The sequence below is a fragment of the Sulfolobus acidocaldarius DSM 639 genome (assembly GCF_000012285.1).
Lineage (GTDB): Archaea > Thermoproteota > Thermoprotei_A > Sulfolobales > Sulfolobaceae > Sulfolobus > Sulfolobus acidocaldarius.
Map to the genome: position 1 here is coordinate 1,597,431 of NC_007181.1, position 18,940 is coordinate 1,616,370.

Here is an 18,940-nt window from a genome sequence, read left to right on the forward strand (position 1 = left end):
GTGTCATTTTGCTTCTATATGTGGAGTATTCCTTGATGTAGTTGAGCGTAGATACCTCTTCCCCCATGTGTGGAGAAGTGCTCGGTTGGTCCTCCTGTATCCGGTGGACGTACATGGAATTTAAAACAAGCTAACTTCGTCCCCACCCTAAAGGTGAGGCTTTCCTCATCATATAAGAGGGAAAAAGGAAAGGAAAAAAGAAGGAAGGACTTCTTTAACTTTATACGTCTTTCCAGACATCTTAGTCTAGATAATTATGTTATTAGCTTGTAGCTAAACCTTGATTTCAACTCTTCATACAGTTCTCTGGGTGAGGGTTGTCTACCTAGTCTCTTTGTAAGATCATCAATAATTTTTTTGACTATTTCTCTCACTTTCTTACCTGCTATGCAGTACTCAGGTAGCTTGAACTCAGGAATACCCTCACCATTATAAGTATCCATTACTTCTTTTTGTTCATCCTCAGTTGAAAAGGGAAAGGAAAGACATGCATATGGTTTGAAGGAGTGAATTCCACAAGCCCATCCTCTTTTATAAGGGCAAGGTCTTTCAAGTATCCTGAAATTCACACTATCCCTTTTATCTGATATGCCTTTTGCTCCTCCCAACTTGTTCACAATCTCTTTATAATCGAATTCATACACTGGTATTCCAAAACCATAGTCGCAACATTTTCCACCACACCTTTCGCAATAGGAGGAAACATCTAGGAACACGTTCATTGCTAGTTGAAATACAAGGGAGTAAAGTCCAAATTTCACTATAGGAATGGTTTCGTACTTTTCAAGAGCATTAAGAATCCTCTCGAAGGCTTCCAAATCTTCCCGTAATCCTTTCTTAGTTTCGAACTCAATACTTACAGACATTCATTATACTATACAGCATTTTTATATTTAAATATCTGAATAATTACCAAATGTTAGCGTATATATTTTGGCATGAAAAGGGAGAAGAGTTCGAAGAGGATGAATATAACAAAGCCCTATTAGAGTTTCATACATATTATAACCGTGAAGTTAGAATCGAGGGTTATTTAGGCTCTATGGTAGTAAAGGTGTATAAGGTTCCATGGTCTAATAATGACGCTTATGAAGATTGGTACTTCATTGAAAGCTCAAAGTCGCTGGATCTTTTAAATGATTCAATAACTAGTAATAAGGAAACAAAAGAGATACATGACAAGATTGCTAGGATGGCTAGAAATGGTAAGGGAGGACTTTATAAGCTTATTAACGGGGATCCTTTATCGCCTTCCTTTCCTCATGCAGTATGGATATCTAAGCCCGTAGGAGTCTCATATGACGTTTTCTATACGGAGATTAAAGACATACAAGGTAATCTATGGAGAAAACAGCTAGCCATGGCACCTATGAGCGAGTTTTGTATTTTTTCCAAAAAGGAAATAAGGGTGGACGAAAAATTCTCTCCCATTGTCCAAAAGAGAAATCTACTATATATCTCTGATGAGTTAAAGAAGAAAATAAATACTTAGTGGAGTATTCTCTTCTCCTTTTTTAACAACGTTTAGCCTTTATTATGATACGACAATTTGATATCCTTTATCCACAAGATCTGTTAACGCATAGTGGTGGTCTTCGTCTCCTATCAGCTTTATGGTGTTAGGTAACTTATCCCTTATGTTTAAGTGTGGTGGAGAGGCACAGTATCCACATGCACCTAGAATTAAACCCTCCTTCATCGCCTTCTCGTAAGCAGGCTTTAAGCCTTTATATGGACTTTCAGTTATTGGTATTTTAGTACCTAGTCCGTCGAAATAGACGTAGACATCGTTTCCCTTTTCTTTTAGTTCCACTGCATAATGAAGAACATGTGCTGCCTTAATTGAATCTGCTAGGTTTGTAGGGTCATTCATTACGACAAATAAGATCTTAGCCATAAATTTCTCGTGGTCTTCATGTTTTATAAAATTTTGCCTAAATTTATAAACTATTTAATCCATCGACATTTTAACACACACTTATAGTTCCACTACTTTCCTAATAAGCTGAGAATCCTTTAGTTTTGGGAGTGTCGACATCATTAAGTCTGAGCTGTTTTCAGATCTCCATGAGTCTAGTTGACCTCATGGTCTCAGACTCTCGTTTTATATGATTAGTCGATATATCCCCTTTAATAAATTTTAATCATAGAATTAACACGTTTATATAAATTATAAATTTTGCAATCACAATATTCGTCTGTTTATATTATTTACAATCCATAATATTAAAAATTCTTATAAGCCTAAATAAAGTATATAGTGTTATGAAAGATGAAACAAGGGCGTCCATAGCGGCGTCCATTGGCATAGCATTTGAATTCTATGATTTTTTAATATTCGGATTCATTAGCGGCATCTTGGCAAAGCTTTTCTTTCCATCAACTAACTCATTAGTATCTCTTTTGGATACTCTTGCAGTATTCGCAACAGGATTTGCAGGAAGACCAATTGGTGCGATTATCTTTGGGCATCTTGGTGACAAGATCGGGAGAAAGTATACGTTGATACTTACAATGACATTAATGGGGCTCTCGTCATTGTTCACAGGACTCCTCCCCGGGTATGCCTCTATAGGCATATTAGCTCCTCTACTCTTAACCACGTTGAGGATATTACAGGGAGTTTCTTTAGGTGGAGAATTTGGTGGAGGTATCACACTTTCAGCAGAGTTTGCTGAGCCATCGAAGAGAGCTTTTTATGTAGGTATTGCTCAAATGGCTCAAGGTACTGGTCCACTGTTAGCTACGGGACTGATTTTCTTGTTCAGCTCATTTATGTCAACTCAAGAGTACAATTCCATAGGATGGAGAATATTATTCGTGATAGGAGCATTAATAGCAGTTATAGGAGTGATAATAAGGCTTAAGATATCAGAGTCCCCTGTTTTTAAGAAGGTCAGAGAGACAGGTAAGATATCTAAAATACCCTTGGCAGAAGCATTTAGACACCACTGGAAAAAGATACTTCTGGGACTAGGTTTCATAGTGGGAGGAACTACAATGACTTATGCAACAGGAGTTTTCGCCTCCAGTTACTTAGAGAATGTTATCGGAGTACCTACCAAAGAGGTGTCACTAATACTGGTCATAGGTTACATAATTCAAACTATAGCCATATTCCTGTTCGGTTATCTGGCTGACAGGATAGGGAGAAAACCATTGATGATAACTACCGCTGCAGGTTTAGTGATTTTCGTTTATCCGTACTTTTACCTATTATCTACAGGTGCATTTTCCAACATACTCCTAGCCCAATTAATCTACTCTATAGTTGGCTCAGCTAGTACAGCAGCTTATGCGACAGCCCTTACAGAGATGTTCCCGACGTCGGTGAGGTATACTGCTCTCTCATTTGACTATCATGTTGGAGTTGCAGTATTTGGTGGTACAACACCATTTATAGCCACTTACCTAATTTATGCAACGGGTTACAAACTTGCCCCAGTATATTGGGGAATAGCAGGGATGATAGTCACATTAATAGCTTATATACTGTACAAAGAAACATTAGGAACAATGTTTGAGGGTCAACAGAAGGTGAGCTAAATGGATATCTTAATCAAGGGAGGAGAGTTATTTAACGGAAAGGATTTTGTAGGAAAAGCTAACGTATACATCAAATATGGTAAAGTAGTAGAGGTATCAAAGGAAGTGAAAGAGGCAAAGGAGGAAATTGATGCCAGAGACATGTTCGTATTGCCCGGATTAATTGATGCTCATATCCATTTATCGGGAATTAAAGGAGGTAGTCTGTTGAAGACAATGTTTGAAAGACCTGAATATAGGGTACTTAGGGCGTCAAAATGGCTTGAGAGATTACTGTTGGCAGGCTTTACTACGGTCAGGGACTGTGGGGAATATGTCTCTCTTGCTCTCAAAAGAGCGGTCCAGGAAGGGATCATCAGGGGTCCAAATATTATAGCTGCAGGTAGACCAATTACACAGACCTTTGGACACGGTGAAATAAACCACGATATTCCTCTTGAGTTCTCCCATAAGGTGGGTTTCTCCGAGTTCTGTGACGGTACAGAATCGTGTATACATGCAGCTAGGAAAGTCCTTAGGGACGGAAGTGACTTCATAAAGGTATTTGCAACTGGGGGTGTACTGTCTCAGAGGGATAAACCTGAAAATCCTCAATTAAGTTATGAGGAAATTAAAGCTATAGTAAACGAGGCTCATAAGGTCGGTACATATGTAGCTGCACATGCCCATGGTGATGCAGGAGCTAAAATTGCGGTAGAAGCGGGTGTGAAAACTATTGAGCACGGTACCTTACTTAAAGACGATACATTGAAGCTGATGGTAAATAGGGGAGTCAGCCTTACCCCTACCCTAACAATTCAAGAAGTCATTTACAGATATGGGAAACAGATCGGTGTAGATGAATGGGGGTTACAGAAGATTTTTGAAGTGAGGGAAAGGGTTGCCGATGTGGTTAAAAAAGCAAAGGAGTACGGAGTGCTGATGATCAGCGGTACTGATCTTGGCTTTGAAACAGGTTTAGGGGATATTGATATGGGGAAAAATTGGTATGAATTGGTTCTGCTAGTGGAGAGGGGAGGTCTAACGCCTAAAGAAGCCCTTATAACAGCTACATATAATAGTTCTTTAGCTCTAGGGATTAATGCAGGGTTTATTGATATTGGAAGGGATGGCGACCTAGTGGTTATAAATGGAAACCCCTTAGAAAACATTTATGATGTAACTAAAGTCACCCATGTATTAAAAGCTGGGAGAGTTGAAGTACGAAACGGTAAATTGGAGTCTAAAACTTAGAGGTTACATTGAAAGACAGGGGTGACCCTCTAGGTCAGGAGGTGGTCAGAACTAAGTTTTAAATCAATAATTTTTTTCCTTCGCTTTCAAAAAATTTTTATTATTCATTCATGACTTGTACAAATGTATCCTGAGTTTTGTTTAGAGAGATGGCAATCTCTGAGGGACTGGAGAGCTAAGTATGTTTTGTCTGAAAGTGGAGTTGAGCCCTTGGACTTGAAGGACTTTGACTTGGTTGATATTAAACTAGAATATGGACATACTAAAGGAAAAATAAGGCTTAGAGAACTGATCAGCAACATGTATTCTACTGCGAGTAGCGATAACGTGATCGTAACCAATGGTGGAGCAGAGGCTAACTACATTACAATTTTATCTCTAATTAAACCTGGTGATCACGTCTTAGTGGAGATGCCAAATTACATGCAGATACCTGGACTACTGAAGGGTTTAAACACTAAAATTGATTACTTTTGGCTTAAAGACGAAAACGGTTTCAGAATTGACCTAGAGGAAATTAATGAAAAGGTGACTAAGGATACTAAGGCGATAGTTATAACTAACCCAAATAATCCTACAGGGATGGCTCTATCAGACAGTGATATTAAGGCTATAGTTGAAATAGCAGAGGACAACAAAACTTGGATTATAGCAGACGAAGTTTATAGGGGGTCAGAGCACGACGGCAATGTAAGACCTAGCTTCGTTGATGTGTATGATAAGGCAATTAGTACGAACAGTATGTCGAAAGTTTATGGTCTGCCCGGTATAAGGATTGGATGGGTAGTGGGGAGTAGGGAGATAGTAGATAAGATGTGGAGTGTAAAAGATTATACCTCAATCTCACCCTCAGTAATAAGTCAGGAGATCGCTCTTCAAGTATTGATGAATAGGGAAAAGCTTCAGGCAAGAAGCAGGGATATTGCCAATAAGAATATGAGACTGTTTGAAGAGTTGATGAGGAATGTTGATATGAAATGGGTAAGACCTAATGCCACAGTGCTTGCCTTTCCGAAAACTCCCGTAAAGGACACCTATAAGTTCAGTGAGGAGTTATTTGAAAAATACAGTGTCTTAGTTAATCCTGGTGAGTGCTTTGAAATGCCTGGGTATTTGAGGATAGGTTTAGGGTCCAAGAACGCTGAATATTTAAGGGAGGCTCTCACGTTACTCATAAAATATCTGGAAGAATATGTAAAGAAAGGGACTTAGGCATAGAAAAACTAAGAGAATTATAAAGTACAACTTCATAGCCTCACAGGAAAAAATCTTACTATATTATTTCTTTATCGTCAAAAACCTCTTTTCATTTTATGGTTAAGGTTTGTTTTTAATTACTCGACAACTTAAAAAAGAAGGGTCACTCTACCACTAACCAGGGATCAATGGGAGTAGTATTGTACTTCCTTTTTGTAGCTTTTTCAAATGCTATGAATACAGCGGGTAAGGCTCCGGTAGTCCCAGCTTCTCCCACTCCTCTGCTTCCAGATAACAATGTAGAGGGATGTTCAACATAATCCTCATGTATTCTTAATGGCGACTCCATGGCAGTGGGGACACCACAATCAGCTATTGAAGAACATAAAGGTATTCCCCTTTCATCATACCTCATCGCCTCCATCAAAACCTGAGATACGCCTTGTAACATTCCTCCGACTATCTGTCCTTCAATCTCCTCTTTGTTTAGTACTCTACCAACATCGTCAACTGCGTAATAATCAATCACTTTAGCAAATCCTGTCTCCTTATCCACATCAACGACTGCAACATGAGCACCTGGAGCAAAGATATCGTCAGCCCTATAAAACACCTCAACTCCTATTCCCTCAAACTTCGACAAGTCCATTGACTTTAGGGAACTTACGTTCAATTTCTTCAATAATTCTTTCCCTGCAGCGATAACTGCAGAGCCTCCTATCGTGCCTGCTCTAGATCCAAAACTTCCTATTCCCTCTTTTACTGTGTCAGTATTACCGGTTATTATCTCAATATTTTCCTCGCTTATGCCCAATGTCTCAGAGGCAAGTTTCTTAAAGGTCGTACTGTAAGCTTGACCATGTGGACCTAAACCTAAATAGAAATGAACTTTACCATCCTTTACCTCGACTCTAGCCCCTTCGCCTGGTGAGGTCCTCACTATTTCTGTGAAGATAACTAACGATACTCCCTTATCCTTGTGCACCTCCTTAGCCTTTCTGTAATATACCTCAGCCCTACTTAAAACGTCCTGATATCCAGCTGGATCCAACTTAGCACCAAGAGGAGTTATATACCCCGTATTGTCAACTAGATTTTTACGTCTTAGTTCGATAGGGTCAATACCAAGTTCTTCAGCGAGATCCTCTACTAACGTTTCGTGAATTAATGCTGCTTCAGGTCTCCCTGCACCCCTATAAAATCCCATGGGTGGTGTATTAGTGAAGACTGATATGGCTCTAATTGAGGTGAATTTTAGCTTGTAAGGACCATTGGAAAGGCTTGCTACAAACAATGGAGTAAAGAAATTTATGCCGTGATTGTAAGCTCCAATATTTGCTATTACTGTCCCCTCAATACCCAATATTTCACCTTTATTTGTTGCATAGAGCTTCATATCAGATACCTCACCCCTTCCTAGGGACTGCGTGTTCACTAAAATTTCACTCCTGGTCTCTATCCACTTCACAGGTCTACCTAGTTTAAGTGATGCAATTGAAGCAAGGACGTACTCTGGATACCCTCCGCTTTTATTCCCAAATCCTCCGCCCACATTAGGAGGTGAGTAAACTTTAATTTTCTCAGGGGGTATTCCTAGAGCCTCCCGTAAATCATTTCTAACTCCAAAAGGAGCTTGTGTAGAGACGTACACATTAAGTACATCATTGTCCCACCAACAGATAAATCCCTTCGGCTCCATTGGATTTGAGACAATTCTGTGTTGTTTTATCTTTCTAGAGACTACGACATCAGCACTACTCTTCAGAGATAAGTTGCCCCCTTGTAAGACCTGATCTATGGATATATTGTTCTTCAGATCGTCATGGATAGGTTCACTGTTCAACGCTTCTTCAGGGTCAACTATAGGCTTCATCTCCTCATAATCGATAGACACTTCCTCAGCTACGTCCTCAGCCTTATATCTGTCATCTACAACAAAGGCTAAAACAGGTTGCCCAACGAAATTGACTTTACCGTTAGCTAGTACAGGCATTCTGGCAACTTGTGCTCCAGCTAATCCTGGGAACAGTCTAGCTGACATAAACGACTTTATATCGTCCCAAGTAAGAGCTAAGAGAACATTTGAGGGTTTTGACACGCTCTTTATAACCCCTCTAGCTATAGAGGATCTGACCACGTGGAGATATACAACGTTTTTAGGGGATATATCATCTATGTATGTGGATTTTCCCGTAATTATGGGGAAGTGTTCTTTGATCATAAAAGATTGTTCGATACCGACCTAATAAAGTCAATTAACACTTAACGCCTAACGTAACGGCGAATTATGGGATCTTATTGAAGAAACCTAAACAACTTAATCCGTCGAGATTCATCTAGAGTTTCTTTTAGAGATAAACTCAAGACCGATATGAGAGATGACTAAAATCAAACCCCTCGAAATCATATTCAAAACCCATAATTAGTCAGTTCTCTTCTTTCGATCACTGACAATCCTGTTATACGAAAATATTATAATTATATATGTTTGTTATTCCATCTAAAAGACAATGAACTCAATTCAGATATATCTTATCCTAGCAACATTCCTAGTCTCAATAGGTTTGCTGATAAGCAAGAGAATTAGATTTGATATAGTAGGAATAGTATCGTTAGTTGTCCTCATCCTAATAGGGGGGATTTCGGTTAATCAAGCCTTAATAAACCTTGCTAATCCAGCTGTGGTAGTCTTAGGTAGCCTGATGATAATAAGTAAAACTCTGGAGAAGTCAGGCTTTTTAGAGAGTTTTGGAGAGCTTATCTCATCTAGGTTAAAAAACAAGTACGTAATATTTGCGACCCTTTTAGCCATTACTGCTCTCTCATCAGGTTTCATGAGTGATGTTGCCCTTACTGCAGTCCTTATCCCTGTATTCTTCTATGTGTCCAAGAGATTTAATGATAGTCCATCTAAATATCTTATACCATTGTCTTTTACAGCTATCTTAGGCGGGAGATACACCATTATAGGTACGACACCAAATTTAATATTGGACCAATTATGGTTTGAAAAAGAGGGGAAATTCCTTTCTTTATTTCAGTTTGCGCCAATCGGGCTCAGCGTGGTTGCGGTAGGTCTTTTGGCAATGATCGTAATTGTGCGTGTTTTACCATCAAACTTAACTAGGGCGGGAAATGTTGAGGATTTCAAGATTTCCAACTACTTAGTGGAAGCTAAAGTGGAAGACGGCGAGTTAATTGGAAAGTCAGTCAAGTATTTGGAGAAACTGGGGGTGAAGATACTAGATATTTATCCGAGAAGGATAAGTTTTGGTCCAAGAACAATACTAAAGGGAGACCTGTTATTGTTACAGGTAAGCCCGGATAAGTTATCTGTTCTTACGTCCATACAAGGACTCAAACTTGCACCCTCGTCTGAGGAGGTCAAAGGAGAAGACCTGTATGAACTCTTGATCCCTTCAGGATCAGAAGCAGTTGGGAAGACATTAGCTGACCTAGAACTTGATTTCGTTTACGGAGTTAGAGTTCTTGGAATATCGGGAAAGTTCATTAGAGGGAAGTTAAGCAGGATAACTCTAACCCCAGGAGTTATCTTATTAGTTCAGGGAAAGGAGGAGAGCATAACGAAAATGATGAATAATTTAGGTCTGGTTCCCCTGTATAAGAGGACTGTTAAAATATTTAATGTGAAAAGAGGAGTACTCGCTTTGTCTTCACTAGGTCTATCGATAGCACTATCGTTGCTAGGAATTAATATAGCAGAGGCATTTTTGATAGGGTTGATCCCTGTTGCAGTAATGGAGTACAGAGAGATTTACAGAAACATAGAGTGGACAATACTTGTTTTTGTAGGCACTTATATTTCCATGGGTGACGCACTAGCATCAACTGGATTATTAACACACATACCATTTATAGGGAACCCAATAGTATTATTCTTCATAACAGCCTTATTGGCTAACTTTGTTAGTAACACCGCAGCAGCAGTTATTTTAGGACCAGTTGCACTGACTATGAATAATCCGTTATTAGCTTTAACAATTGTAGCCATGGGAAGTTCATGCACATTTATAACTCCGTTCAGTCATCAAGCTAATCTTCTGGTTAGTGAGGCTGGAGGCTATAGAGTAAGGGACTTTCTGATGGCAGGTTCTATAATGCTGATCGTTGTAGGACTGGTCACGTTACTATTTCTGGGCGAAATTTGAGTTTAGCCATACATAGTTGTTATAAACGAGATTAGGCTAGAAACTTGAACTTATAGGTTTTCCGCTTAGCATGTATATGTTAAAAATGCAAAACACAATGACCTCCTCTTTGCCCTATAGGGCGAGGCTTGTCTTGATTTCGTCAAGGAGAGCAACAAACAACGTGATTCAAGAGTAAATTATGTGGAATGGCTTCTAGTTCTAAATCGTGGATTCTAGTTAACTCTTTAGACATTTTTATATCTTGGAACAAAAAATACAATGTAAGTTTTTTCCCATATACTTTAATTCAATCCCCAGGAATAAATACCGCAAGAAAACATAAGGATTAATATTTACCTTACGTAACTTTATACAATGTCAGATATATTATATTCGCTGCTGATATCTGCTTTCTTAGGGCTAGCGCATGGACTAGATGCTGACCATATTGCGAATGTTAGGATTTTTAAGAGTGTGAAGAAAATTTTTGAGTTTTCCCTTTTTCACTCAGCAGGATTTTTGATAATAGCCATCCCGCTTAGTTTGTTGTCTTTAGTTACGATCTTAGAATTTCCTCTCCTAATAACTTCCTATTCCATAGGATTATTGGTTAGTGGACTTTTACTTTACGGTACTGTTAAGGGAAAGGAGTTGGAGATTGAGCCAAAGAGATTCGGACTACTTCAAGGGGCATTGGTGATCAGCCCATCTAAACTAATAGTGCTTATATTAGCTTTAGCGTCAGAGAGTATATTTTACGCTGTTCTTATACTGTTAGTCTTTATAGTCACCTCCATAATATCTTTCATGATATTCTCTCTCTTAAACCTCATTCCTAAGAGGTTTGATAAGATAGTTAACATTGTTATCTCTTTAGGTAGCATAATTTACATTCTATATGAGCTTATAACCACACTCATGAGTATGCATTAGCTCATAAGATCCTCAATAATAAAGAGTAGAAGGGAAATAATTGCTTTATGATTTAATTAACCTTATATAATAACGCATTTTTACTTACAACTAATATGAATAGCCTCGAGATCACACTTTTAGACCTTGGAATTATGTTGATTTTATCCAAAATTGCAGAGCAAGTATTTTCTAGGCTGGGGCTAATTCCTTTCGTAGGGTCTATATTCGTAGGAATTGTTCTGGGTGAAGGGGTCACTAACCTCATTCAGGTAAACACAATAATCTCGTTCATATCATCTCTCGGAATAGTGTTTCTACTCTTTTTAGCAGGGGCTGAAGAAATAAACACGGAGTACAAGATTAGTAATAAACTATTATTTACTACTATTATTCAAATTATCTTACCATTTATTCTAATATTTCTTATTTTACACGAGGTTCTTGATATCCCAGATTACTTAGCCCTCATAGTCCCTTTAATCATGACAAGTGCAGGTCCTTTGACTAGATTACTAATTGATTTAGGAATAAGCAGAAATGAAGTGGGAGCAAATCTGTTCTATCAAGCAACATTAGTAGAAATCATATCCGTAATTTTATTCTCAATATTCTCACAGTTTAACAAAAATTTGCTCCTTATAACTCTGGAGATAGTATTAATCTTTCTCTTGATCCTGATCTTAGGTCCTTTTATAACAAAAGTATTGGAGAAAATTGAAGGCTATATAAAGGTTAGAGAAGTGGAATTTGCAAGCATAATTTCACTTGTGCTTATAATTGGTTTCTTGGCTGAGTTCTTCAACTTTAATTCTGCTATAGCAGCACTATTTCTTGGTTTCTTACTCAGGGGATATTTTAAGGATAGACCAGACCTCTTAGAGAAGCTACATGGGTTTACTTACGGCTTTTTTGAACCTTTATTCTTCGTCAGTATAGGTTTATTCTTTGTCAAGATTAACCTTCAGATACTTGTAATAGGTTTCATTCTCTTCTTATCCGTCTTAATATCGAAGTTTATTGCAGGTTTCATATCTGGTAAAATTACCAGAAATGACCCAATAACAAATGGTCTAGGGACATCGACTAAGGGAGGTGTGGATGTCTCATTATTAATTAGTGCATTAACTGCAGGTATTATCACTCCAATTGAGTACTCCTACACCACTTTAGCAATATCATTAGCCTCATTGGCTATTCCATTGTTGTTTAAGCTAAGGACAGGTTATAGGGTAAGTCATGGAGAGAGGGTGAAGCTTAACACTAAACTATCCTCCCTAGTGAATGTCACGTCAACAGTTTTCGTTAGTTGCGATAACACGTTAAGAGAAGCTATATTAAAGATTAATGAGAAGGGTGTTAGAGCATTAGTCGTTGTAGATGAAGAGATGAGGGTTATAGGTTTAATAACTGTAAAGACTTTGCTTGAAATAAGCCCGGATGATTATGATAGGTTGAGAGTATGCCAGGTTTATCTTGACGATGCTGAAATAATTGATGAGGATTATAAAGTGTCTGACGCGTTGAGAAAATTCAGGGAATCAGAGACACCAGTTATAGCAGTTATAGATAAGAGAAGAAGATTGAAAGGGACACTTTATGAGAGAGAGTTGCTGAGGTTTCTAATGGGCGGAGAACCTGGGAGTTTGAGTGAGAAAAAATAATAGTTATATTCATAAAATAAGTTATAGTGAAAAAATGGTATTATAGCATCCTCGTGTTATTAATCAATGATAGTAGATATTTCACAATTTTATATAGAAATATAAATCGTTAAGGACAAGTATTTTATTGCTCCAAGTAAATTAATTATTTGTGGTAACTGCTGAGGAGATAAAAAAGGTACTAGTAGAGAATCCTTCTATTTTAGTTGACGTACTCATTGCTAGACCTGAGATAATTTATCAGGTTTTATCAAGACTAACTCCTTGGCAGAACTTAGCTACTAAAACAGACCTGGAGAATTTAAGAAAAGACATTGACATAAAATTTGATACCCTTAGGAAAGAACTAGAGGGGAAGATGGCTACTAAGGAAGACCTCCAGAAGATGGCTACTAAGGAAGACCTCCAGAAGATGGCTACTAAGGAAGACCTCCAGAAGATGGCTACTAAGGAAGACCTCCAGAAGATGGCTACTAAGGAAGACCTCCAGAAGATGGCTACTAAGGAAGACCTCCAGAAGATGGCTACTAAGGAAGACCTCCAAAAATTGGAAAAAAGACTAATTACAATGATTAATGGTATAGGAGCAAGATGGGGAGTAAAGAATGAGGACTCCTTCAGACAAGGAGTAGTAGAATTACTCAGCGATGTTGGATTCACCGCTAACAGGGAGCTACTTTATGACAATACAGGCTATGTTTATGGTGATCCTTCTGATGTAGAAATAGATGTTGTACTGAAGAACGGGAAAGTGATAATGATTGAAATATCCTCAGGTATCAGGAGAGGAGATGTGGGAGTAATACTCAAGAAGAAGGAGTTTTATGAAAAGGCTAAAGGAGTTAAGGTAGATGAGGTCATCGTAATCACCTCAATCATTGAGGATAGGGATCCTGATAGGGTAAAGGCTAGGGCTGAGAGCCTAGGAATTAAAATCATAACTCCGTCAGATATTCAGTAAGATGAGCATAACGTATCTTCGCTGGCTTAATACACACAAAAAGTAGGTTATATCGTAATTAGGCATATAGTGATAACGTCATTAGAGAATCTAGGCTCAATTTATGGAATTACTATAATGGATTCCATCTCTCCATATTTGTTTTACCCTCATTTAATAGCTATGGGGTTAACAGGAGAGCCTACAGCTCCTTCAAAGGGTAGAGGTTGAGCCACAAACATAAACGCGAAACGTTTGTCCTTTCTACAATGATCAGCTAACTCCTCAAGGTAAAATATTTCACCTACAGTTAAACCCATATTTGGGATAACTACGTGATGCCATGGTTGCATTATCTCCTCCACCTCATTAGGAATAACTTCCACTCCCCACGTGTCACTTGCGACACCAGCAACTCTCTTCTCATGTAACCATATTGCAGTATCTAATCCTAAACCAGGAGCAGGAGTATAGCCTGCAAAGTCCTCCCAGTCACCTTTTCTCAAATATCTAGCCATATGTCCTGTCCTAATGAGTAAAAAATCACCTTGTCTAATCTGAACATTTTCAAATTTGATTATATCATCAAGCTCCTCAGAGGTTATAACTTCACCTGGCTCTAATCATTCCACACCCTTAAAAGACGGAAAGTCCAATAACACTCCTCTACCTACAACTTTGTCCTTAACCTTTGCAATATCGTTCTTGAGTGCACCTGAGGAGTTCACTAGAGAGGCATCATACCCATTCCACATTTTACCCTCAAAAAATATATGGCTCAAAGCGTCCCACTGTGTGGCGCACTGTAATGGCATTATGATTATATCGTCAGCGTATGAGATGTCTTTCTGATAAGTTCTCTTCATCAATCTGCTCTGAGCACCACTTATCACATCTGCACCAGATGCTGTCATAAGGTGGATGGGGTTAAATCTGCCTCCAAATCCTCCTCTTTGAGGACCTGAGGGACCAAAATTTAGTGATAACGAGAACACCCTCCCTTCCTTGACCTCCTTAGAGGCTTCAACTACCGACTGATTAGTTACGTAATTTAGAGTCCCCATCTCGTCATCTTTTCCCCATCTACCCCAGTTTCTCACTGATAAAGCAGTCCTCCTAAATTCCTCTAATGTATATTTTTTTCTCTTTCCCATTAACAATCAATATTTAACCTCATTAAGTAAATTTAAAAATCTTCTTCCAATAGGTACAAGAAAGAAGTTAAGCTGATTAAAAATTTATAGATTTTTCACCATACAAAATATCTCATCGTTTCAGCTCTATAGTTCTTGAGACCTTTTACATTCCTACGTGGTACTCCTCACTCACAAGGTTACAATTACTTCTCTTAATAGTATAAGAGACTATACACCTAGTGTAGATCGTAGAACTTCATAGGTTAAGCGACGTCGTAAAGAGAGGCTTTCGTTATTTATATATCTGATCTCCTTCCCCCTAAAGGCGAGGCTTATCGTTCTTTTGCTATGAGACTTAAAGATTCTTATTGTACAAATCCACTACAAGTAATCCCCATAACTATACTTAATTTTAAGGGTAGGACTATTTACTATTCTACTCCATATGCCACTTGTGAGTCTGAATGTCCTTACAGGTCTACTCTGTTCCTTTCTGGACAGAAAAAGAGTACAGAAAAGAGTTTATAGATAAGACCCTGGAAGTGCCTGTGGGTGGGTCTACTTTCTACTTTGACATCCCTAAGAATCCAATGGTATATGTGAGCGAGACTAAAGGAGTGTTATACATAAACGGTTCATGTTACTGGGAACCCATGGTCTATATGTTGCAAGACATCAAGAGTGAGTTCCTTTATAACGTAAATGTACTAGCCCACTCTCTGGGAAGATCTATAACAGACGAAAAGGATGAATTATTGGGAATCGATGATACTAAGAAAGCAGAGAAGAGAAAATATTATGTTGTAGTAGAAGACACAGAAATCGGATTCTATTATAATTTGTATTTACCTTATGATGGCAGAAATGGATTCATAGAGATAGTCCCCTACTTTAAGAAAAAGTAAAAAAAAATAGATGGGACAAAGAGGTAAAGCAAACTGGCATCACGGCATATCTAAGGTCTCTTTTTATGTAATAAAACCCGTGTCACTACTACTCCTAAAATAACTATGATGATTAGGGCTCCTATTCCAATAGTCACTGGTAAGTTAATGGTCTCAGTCAGGTTTTCAACCAAAGGTCTATTCACAACTAATTCCGCACCAGGGGAGACATTATAAGTGCCAATATACTTGCCAGTCATATAAAACGGTATGTTTGCGTTGAGAACTATTGTTGAACCGTTATTGTGCCATGACGAGTTTCCATTAATGGTAACTAAATACTGTGTTACAGTCTTTATCTCTACCGTTATAGGACTCGTTACTGTGAGGTTGGAGGGGATTAATGTTGGAACTAGCCTCTCGTTGTTCGAGACATAATACGTGTAATTTATAACCTGTATTTTTGTTCCACTGTTTACCCAAGACGAGTTTAAGCTGGTCAAAGTCCCGTTTACTAGAGCTTTAACAGGAATAGGAGATATGACGTTAATGTAATACTGTTTTATGAAATTGGCTGAAATATTGAATGGTTGATCTACAGTCAATGACTCAAAGGAAATGTAGATCATGACATACCTCTGATCATTAGATGTGTATCTGGTTATGTTCTCTATCTGTATTTTTGTCCCGTTATTGTACCACCCTGTTGTCAAACTGGTGTTTTCTCCGTTTACTATAGCGTAAATAGGTAGTTGTGAGTTGACGATTATTCTAAACTGCTGTTGGTACGTAACGGTTATGTTTACAGGAGAGGTTAAGGTGAAGGATGCTGATGGATATATTGACGTAAGTATATATCTTTCGCCTGTAGATGTGTATCTGGTTATGTTCTCTATCTGTATTTTTGTCCCGTTATTGTACCACCCTGTTGTCAGTGTCACATTAGTCCCGTTAACCAGTGCCTCCACTGGCAAGATGGAGTTAACCGTTAGGTATACCTGAGTTACTGTAGTCACGGTAACTACTAAAGGTGAGTTTATCACGAAGTTTAGCGCTGGGGAAATTCCACTTAATATGATTCTGACCCCATTAGAGACGGGGTATGTCTCATTAATTATCGAAATATTAGTACCTTGAATATACCACCCTGAGCTCAATGTATTTTTAGTGCCATTTATGTAAGCATACACAGTCACAGGGGTTTTGACTGTCACGTAATATTCATTATAGTAGAACGCTATAACATTACCTGGGGAGCTGATGACACCTGTTGGGGAGAAGTCTACCCACCTTTCATTGTCTCCTTGTAAGATGTTTTGAAAATAGTACTGAGAGTTTGAATCGACCCAGACTGTAATAGGGACTGTACTTTCATAACTCTGACCGAATGAGGTGTATATCAGTTGAGGAGCTGGATAACCTGAGCCCCCCTGTACCATAAAGTTAAAGTTCACTAGGTACTGTTGGTAATATGTAACGTATATAGTAATGGAACCGTTTACTATACCGTTTATAGGTGAAGGACTTGCCCACCTTATATTTCCCGAACCTATTATTTGCTGTAAATTGTACGTTGTACCAACCGGCAGATATAGGGTTTCCCCTGGACTTACTGTTAAGGTCGAGATGGTGCCGTTAGGAAACTGGAGTGTCAAGACTGGTGAGGTGGGTAACTGCGAACCTACTACATTTATATTGAATTTCACTGAAGATATGGCTTGGACATAAACCGAAAATGTAGCCCTCAAGTAATATCCGTTCAATAGGTTGACTGTTACTGTAACAGTATAAAATCCAGGTGACTGTGGGTAAATCCTTAAATTTACACTCCCGTCTCCATTTAAATTAAGGTACTCCTGAGACAGAGAGTAACTCAGTCCGTTTGATGAATTAACGTAAATGTATGCAGGACCTTCTCCTATTATGTTTATTACCTCGTCATATGATTGGTTAGTATATAGTTTTATGAAACCACTGGAGAGGTTTAATGCGAACCTCTCAGTATTAACCACATTAAGACCCGTGTCACCTGGGGAGTAACCCTCATAAGCCAATTGACCGTTTTGATAGACCAGGATTGAGTAGGGCATAGGAAATAGTGTTAAAATGAACTCTCCTCCTGTAAAGTAAAAGTCTTGTATATTTGAGGAATCTGAGAAAGGTATAGAGAAATTATATACTGTCGCATACCCACTCTGTACAGGAGTATTAATTTCTAAGATAGTCACGGAGTCGTAATTCCATAACTGTCCTAACGATCCACTACCTGCAGTTAACCCCGCCACTGGCAGTCCTGTATATCTATAATAGTAATACGAATCAATTACGTTCTCAGCGGATTCTCCAGTATCTGAACCAAAATTATAGGCATTTTCAACTTCTTGAAAATTATGACCATTCCAGTACAGCAGTTCAAGATAGACCTCAGATGAGTAAACATATGTTGTTGAACCTCCTCCCGGTCCTGCAAATACCATCTCAGAGTCCCAAAATGTTCCGTAACCATTATACTGAAATCCGTCAACCAGGAAGTATACCTGTGATGAACCTTGTGCATTGGTAACAGTGACAGTATCATAAAGTATCCATCCATATCCGTCATTGTAGTAGAAATAGATTACTGGCTCCCCTAGGGAGTTGGTTGAAACATTCACCAGTAAATATACAGTTGCAGGCAAAGTGAGGGTCGCAGGACTTCCAGGGTAACCTGACGCCTCGTAGGCGTAATAAGTGGTGTTTAATTTAGAGTAAGAATAAATGTTACCATTTCCCTGAACAGAAGTTATATATGCATGAGGAGATGAAAAATTCCAAATATTATCTAGTATTTGTATATTATTGTCTTGAGTATCAAAAAATGCTACATCTTGAACCCACAGATCATAGGTATAACCATTCAAATAATAGTGTAAGTTCAAATTTAATTGAAACGATACAGAAGTAGTATTTGTACTTAAGCCATACAGGTTTATTACACCCATCCACTGTGTAGTGGTTAAAATATAGGAACCATTAGGGCTTAAACCATAGTCAGTTATTCCCATAGGGGCTGGTTCAGAATAGTGTAAACTATACACAGAGATATAGTCAGGAATATATTTCCAACTGAGTGACACATTTGGAGTCGCAGGTATCTCAGAATTTGGCAATATTTCAGTTTTTACAGTTCCTGGAGTAGTGCTTCCAACAGGTATGTTCACATGTGGATGGGCAAATAGTGAAAATAATATAAAGAGGAGGACGAATGTTATTAGCGGTTTTCTCACAATTTATATTT

Annotated in this window: 15 protein-coding genes; 9 read left to right on the forward strand and 6 right to left on the reverse strand. The window is 38.4% G+C overall.

Annotation, left to right across the window (positions count from 1 at the left end; all coding sequences use genetic code 11):
* Positions 1 to 254: 254 nt before the first annotated feature.
* The gene (locus tag SACI_RS08785; protein WP_011278640.1) at positions 255 to 866 is read right to left on the reverse strand and encodes a YkgJ family cysteine cluster protein; all 612 of its coding nucleotides are present in this window, start codon (positions 864 to 866) and stop codon (positions 255 to 257) included.
* A gap of 50 nt (positions 867 to 916) precedes the next feature.
* Between SACI_RS08785 and SACI_RS08790 the strand changes: the two genes are divergently transcribed.
* A complete protein-coding gene (locus SACI_RS08790) occupies positions 917 to 1,492 on the forward strand; it encodes a hypothetical protein (protein ID WP_011278641.1) in 576 nt (191 codons plus the stop codon).
* Positions 1,493 to 1,534: 42 nt separating this feature from the next.
* Here the strand turns inward: SACI_RS08790 and SACI_RS08795 are convergent, their stop codons facing one another.
* Complete coding sequence (locus SACI_RS08795; RefSeq protein ID WP_011278642.1) at positions 1,535 to 1,897, reverse strand: hypothetical protein; 363 nt, start codon at positions 1,895 to 1,897, stop codon at positions 1,535 to 1,537.
* A gap of 368 nt (positions 1,898 to 2,265) precedes the next feature.
* Between SACI_RS08795 and SACI_RS08800 the strand changes: the two genes are divergently transcribed.
* From SACI_RS08800 to SACI_RS08810, 3 genes are all read left to right on the forward strand, one after another.
* Complete coding sequence (locus SACI_RS08800; RefSeq protein ID WP_011278643.1) at positions 2,266 to 3,546, forward strand: MFS transporter; 1,281 nt, start codon at positions 2,266 to 2,268, stop codon at positions 3,544 to 3,546.
* Entirely contained in the window at positions 3,547 to 4,779 is a 1,233-nt protein-coding gene (locus SACI_RS08805) for a metal-dependent hydrolase family protein (protein ID WP_011278644.1), read from the forward strand.
* Positions 4,780 to 4,902: 123 nt separating this feature from the next.
* The gene (locus SACI_RS08810; protein WP_011278645.1) at positions 4,903 to 5,991 is read left to right on the forward strand and encodes an aminotransferase class I/II-fold pyridoxal phosphate-dependent enzyme; all 1,089 of its coding nucleotides are present in this window, start codon (positions 4,903 to 4,905) and stop codon (positions 5,989 to 5,991) included.
* 148 nt (positions 5,992 to 6,139) lie between these two features.
* Here the strand turns inward: SACI_RS08810 and SACI_RS08815 are convergent, their stop codons facing one another.
* Positions 6,140 to 8,197 carry a xanthine dehydrogenase family protein molybdopterin-binding subunit gene (locus tag SACI_RS08815; RefSeq protein WP_011278646.1) on the reverse strand — a complete coding sequence of 686 codons (2,058 nt, stop codon included), beginning with the start codon at positions 8,195 to 8,197 and terminating at the stop codon, positions 6,140 to 6,142.
* Positions 8,198 to 8,486: 289 nt separating this feature from the next.
* Here SACI_RS08815 and SACI_RS08820 point away from each other — a divergent pair, with 289 nt between their 5' ends.
* From SACI_RS08820 to SACI_RS08835, 4 genes are all read left to right on the forward strand, one after another.
* Positions 8,487 to 10,145, forward strand: coding sequence for an SLC13 family permease (locus tag SACI_RS08820; protein WP_011278647.1), 1,659 nt, complete (start codon positions 8,487 to 8,489; stop codon positions 10,143 to 10,145).
* A 357-nt stretch (positions 10,146 to 10,502) separates the two neighbouring features.
* A complete protein-coding gene (locus SACI_RS08825) occupies positions 10,503 to 11,060 on the forward strand; it encodes a hypothetical protein (protein WP_011278648.1) in 558 nt (185 codons plus the stop codon).
* A gap of 95 nt (positions 11,061 to 11,155) precedes the next feature.
* Positions 11,156 to 12,703, forward strand: a complete 1,548-nt coding sequence (locus SACI_RS08830; RefSeq protein WP_011278649.1) for a cation:proton antiporter — start codon at positions 11,156 to 11,158, stop codon at positions 12,701 to 12,703.
* A gap of 151 nt (positions 12,704 to 12,854) precedes the next feature.
* Positions 12,855 to 13,664: a PD-(D/E)XK nuclease family protein gene (locus SACI_RS08835; protein WP_011278650.1), complete on the forward strand. Its 810-nt coding sequence runs from the start codon at positions 12,855 to 12,857 to the stop codon at positions 13,662 to 13,664.
* A gap of 149 nt (positions 13,665 to 13,813) precedes the next feature.
* On the opposite strand, the gene SACI_RS12375 is transcribed toward SACI_RS08835, so the two are convergent.
* Both SACI_RS12375 and SACI_RS12380 read right to left on the reverse strand, forming a co-directional pair.
* Entirely contained in the window at positions 13,814 to 14,248 is a 435-nt protein-coding gene (locus tag SACI_RS12375; RefSeq protein WP_080504026.1) for a cyclase family protein, read from the reverse strand.
* An 18-nt stretch (positions 14,249 to 14,266) separates the two neighbouring features.
* Positions 14,267 to 14,797: a cyclase family protein gene (locus tag SACI_RS12380; RefSeq protein WP_015385684.1), complete on the reverse strand. Its 531-nt coding sequence runs from the start codon at positions 14,795 to 14,797 to the stop codon at positions 14,267 to 14,269.
* Between the two features lie 446 nt (positions 14,798 to 15,243).
* On the opposite strand from SACI_RS12380, the gene SACI_RS08850 reads away from it, so the two are divergent.
* Entirely contained in the window at positions 15,244 to 15,684 is a 441-nt protein-coding gene (locus SACI_RS08850) for a hypothetical protein (protein ID WP_011278653.1), read from the forward strand.
* A gap of 50 nt (positions 15,685 to 15,734) precedes the next feature.
* On the opposite strand, the gene SACI_RS08855 is transcribed toward SACI_RS08850, so the two are convergent.
* Positions 15,735 to 18,929, reverse strand: a complete 3,195-nt coding sequence (locus SACI_RS08855; RefSeq protein ID WP_011278654.1) for a thermopsin — start codon at positions 18,927 to 18,929, stop codon at positions 15,735 to 15,737.
* Positions 18,930 to 18,940 lie beyond the last annotated feature (11 nt).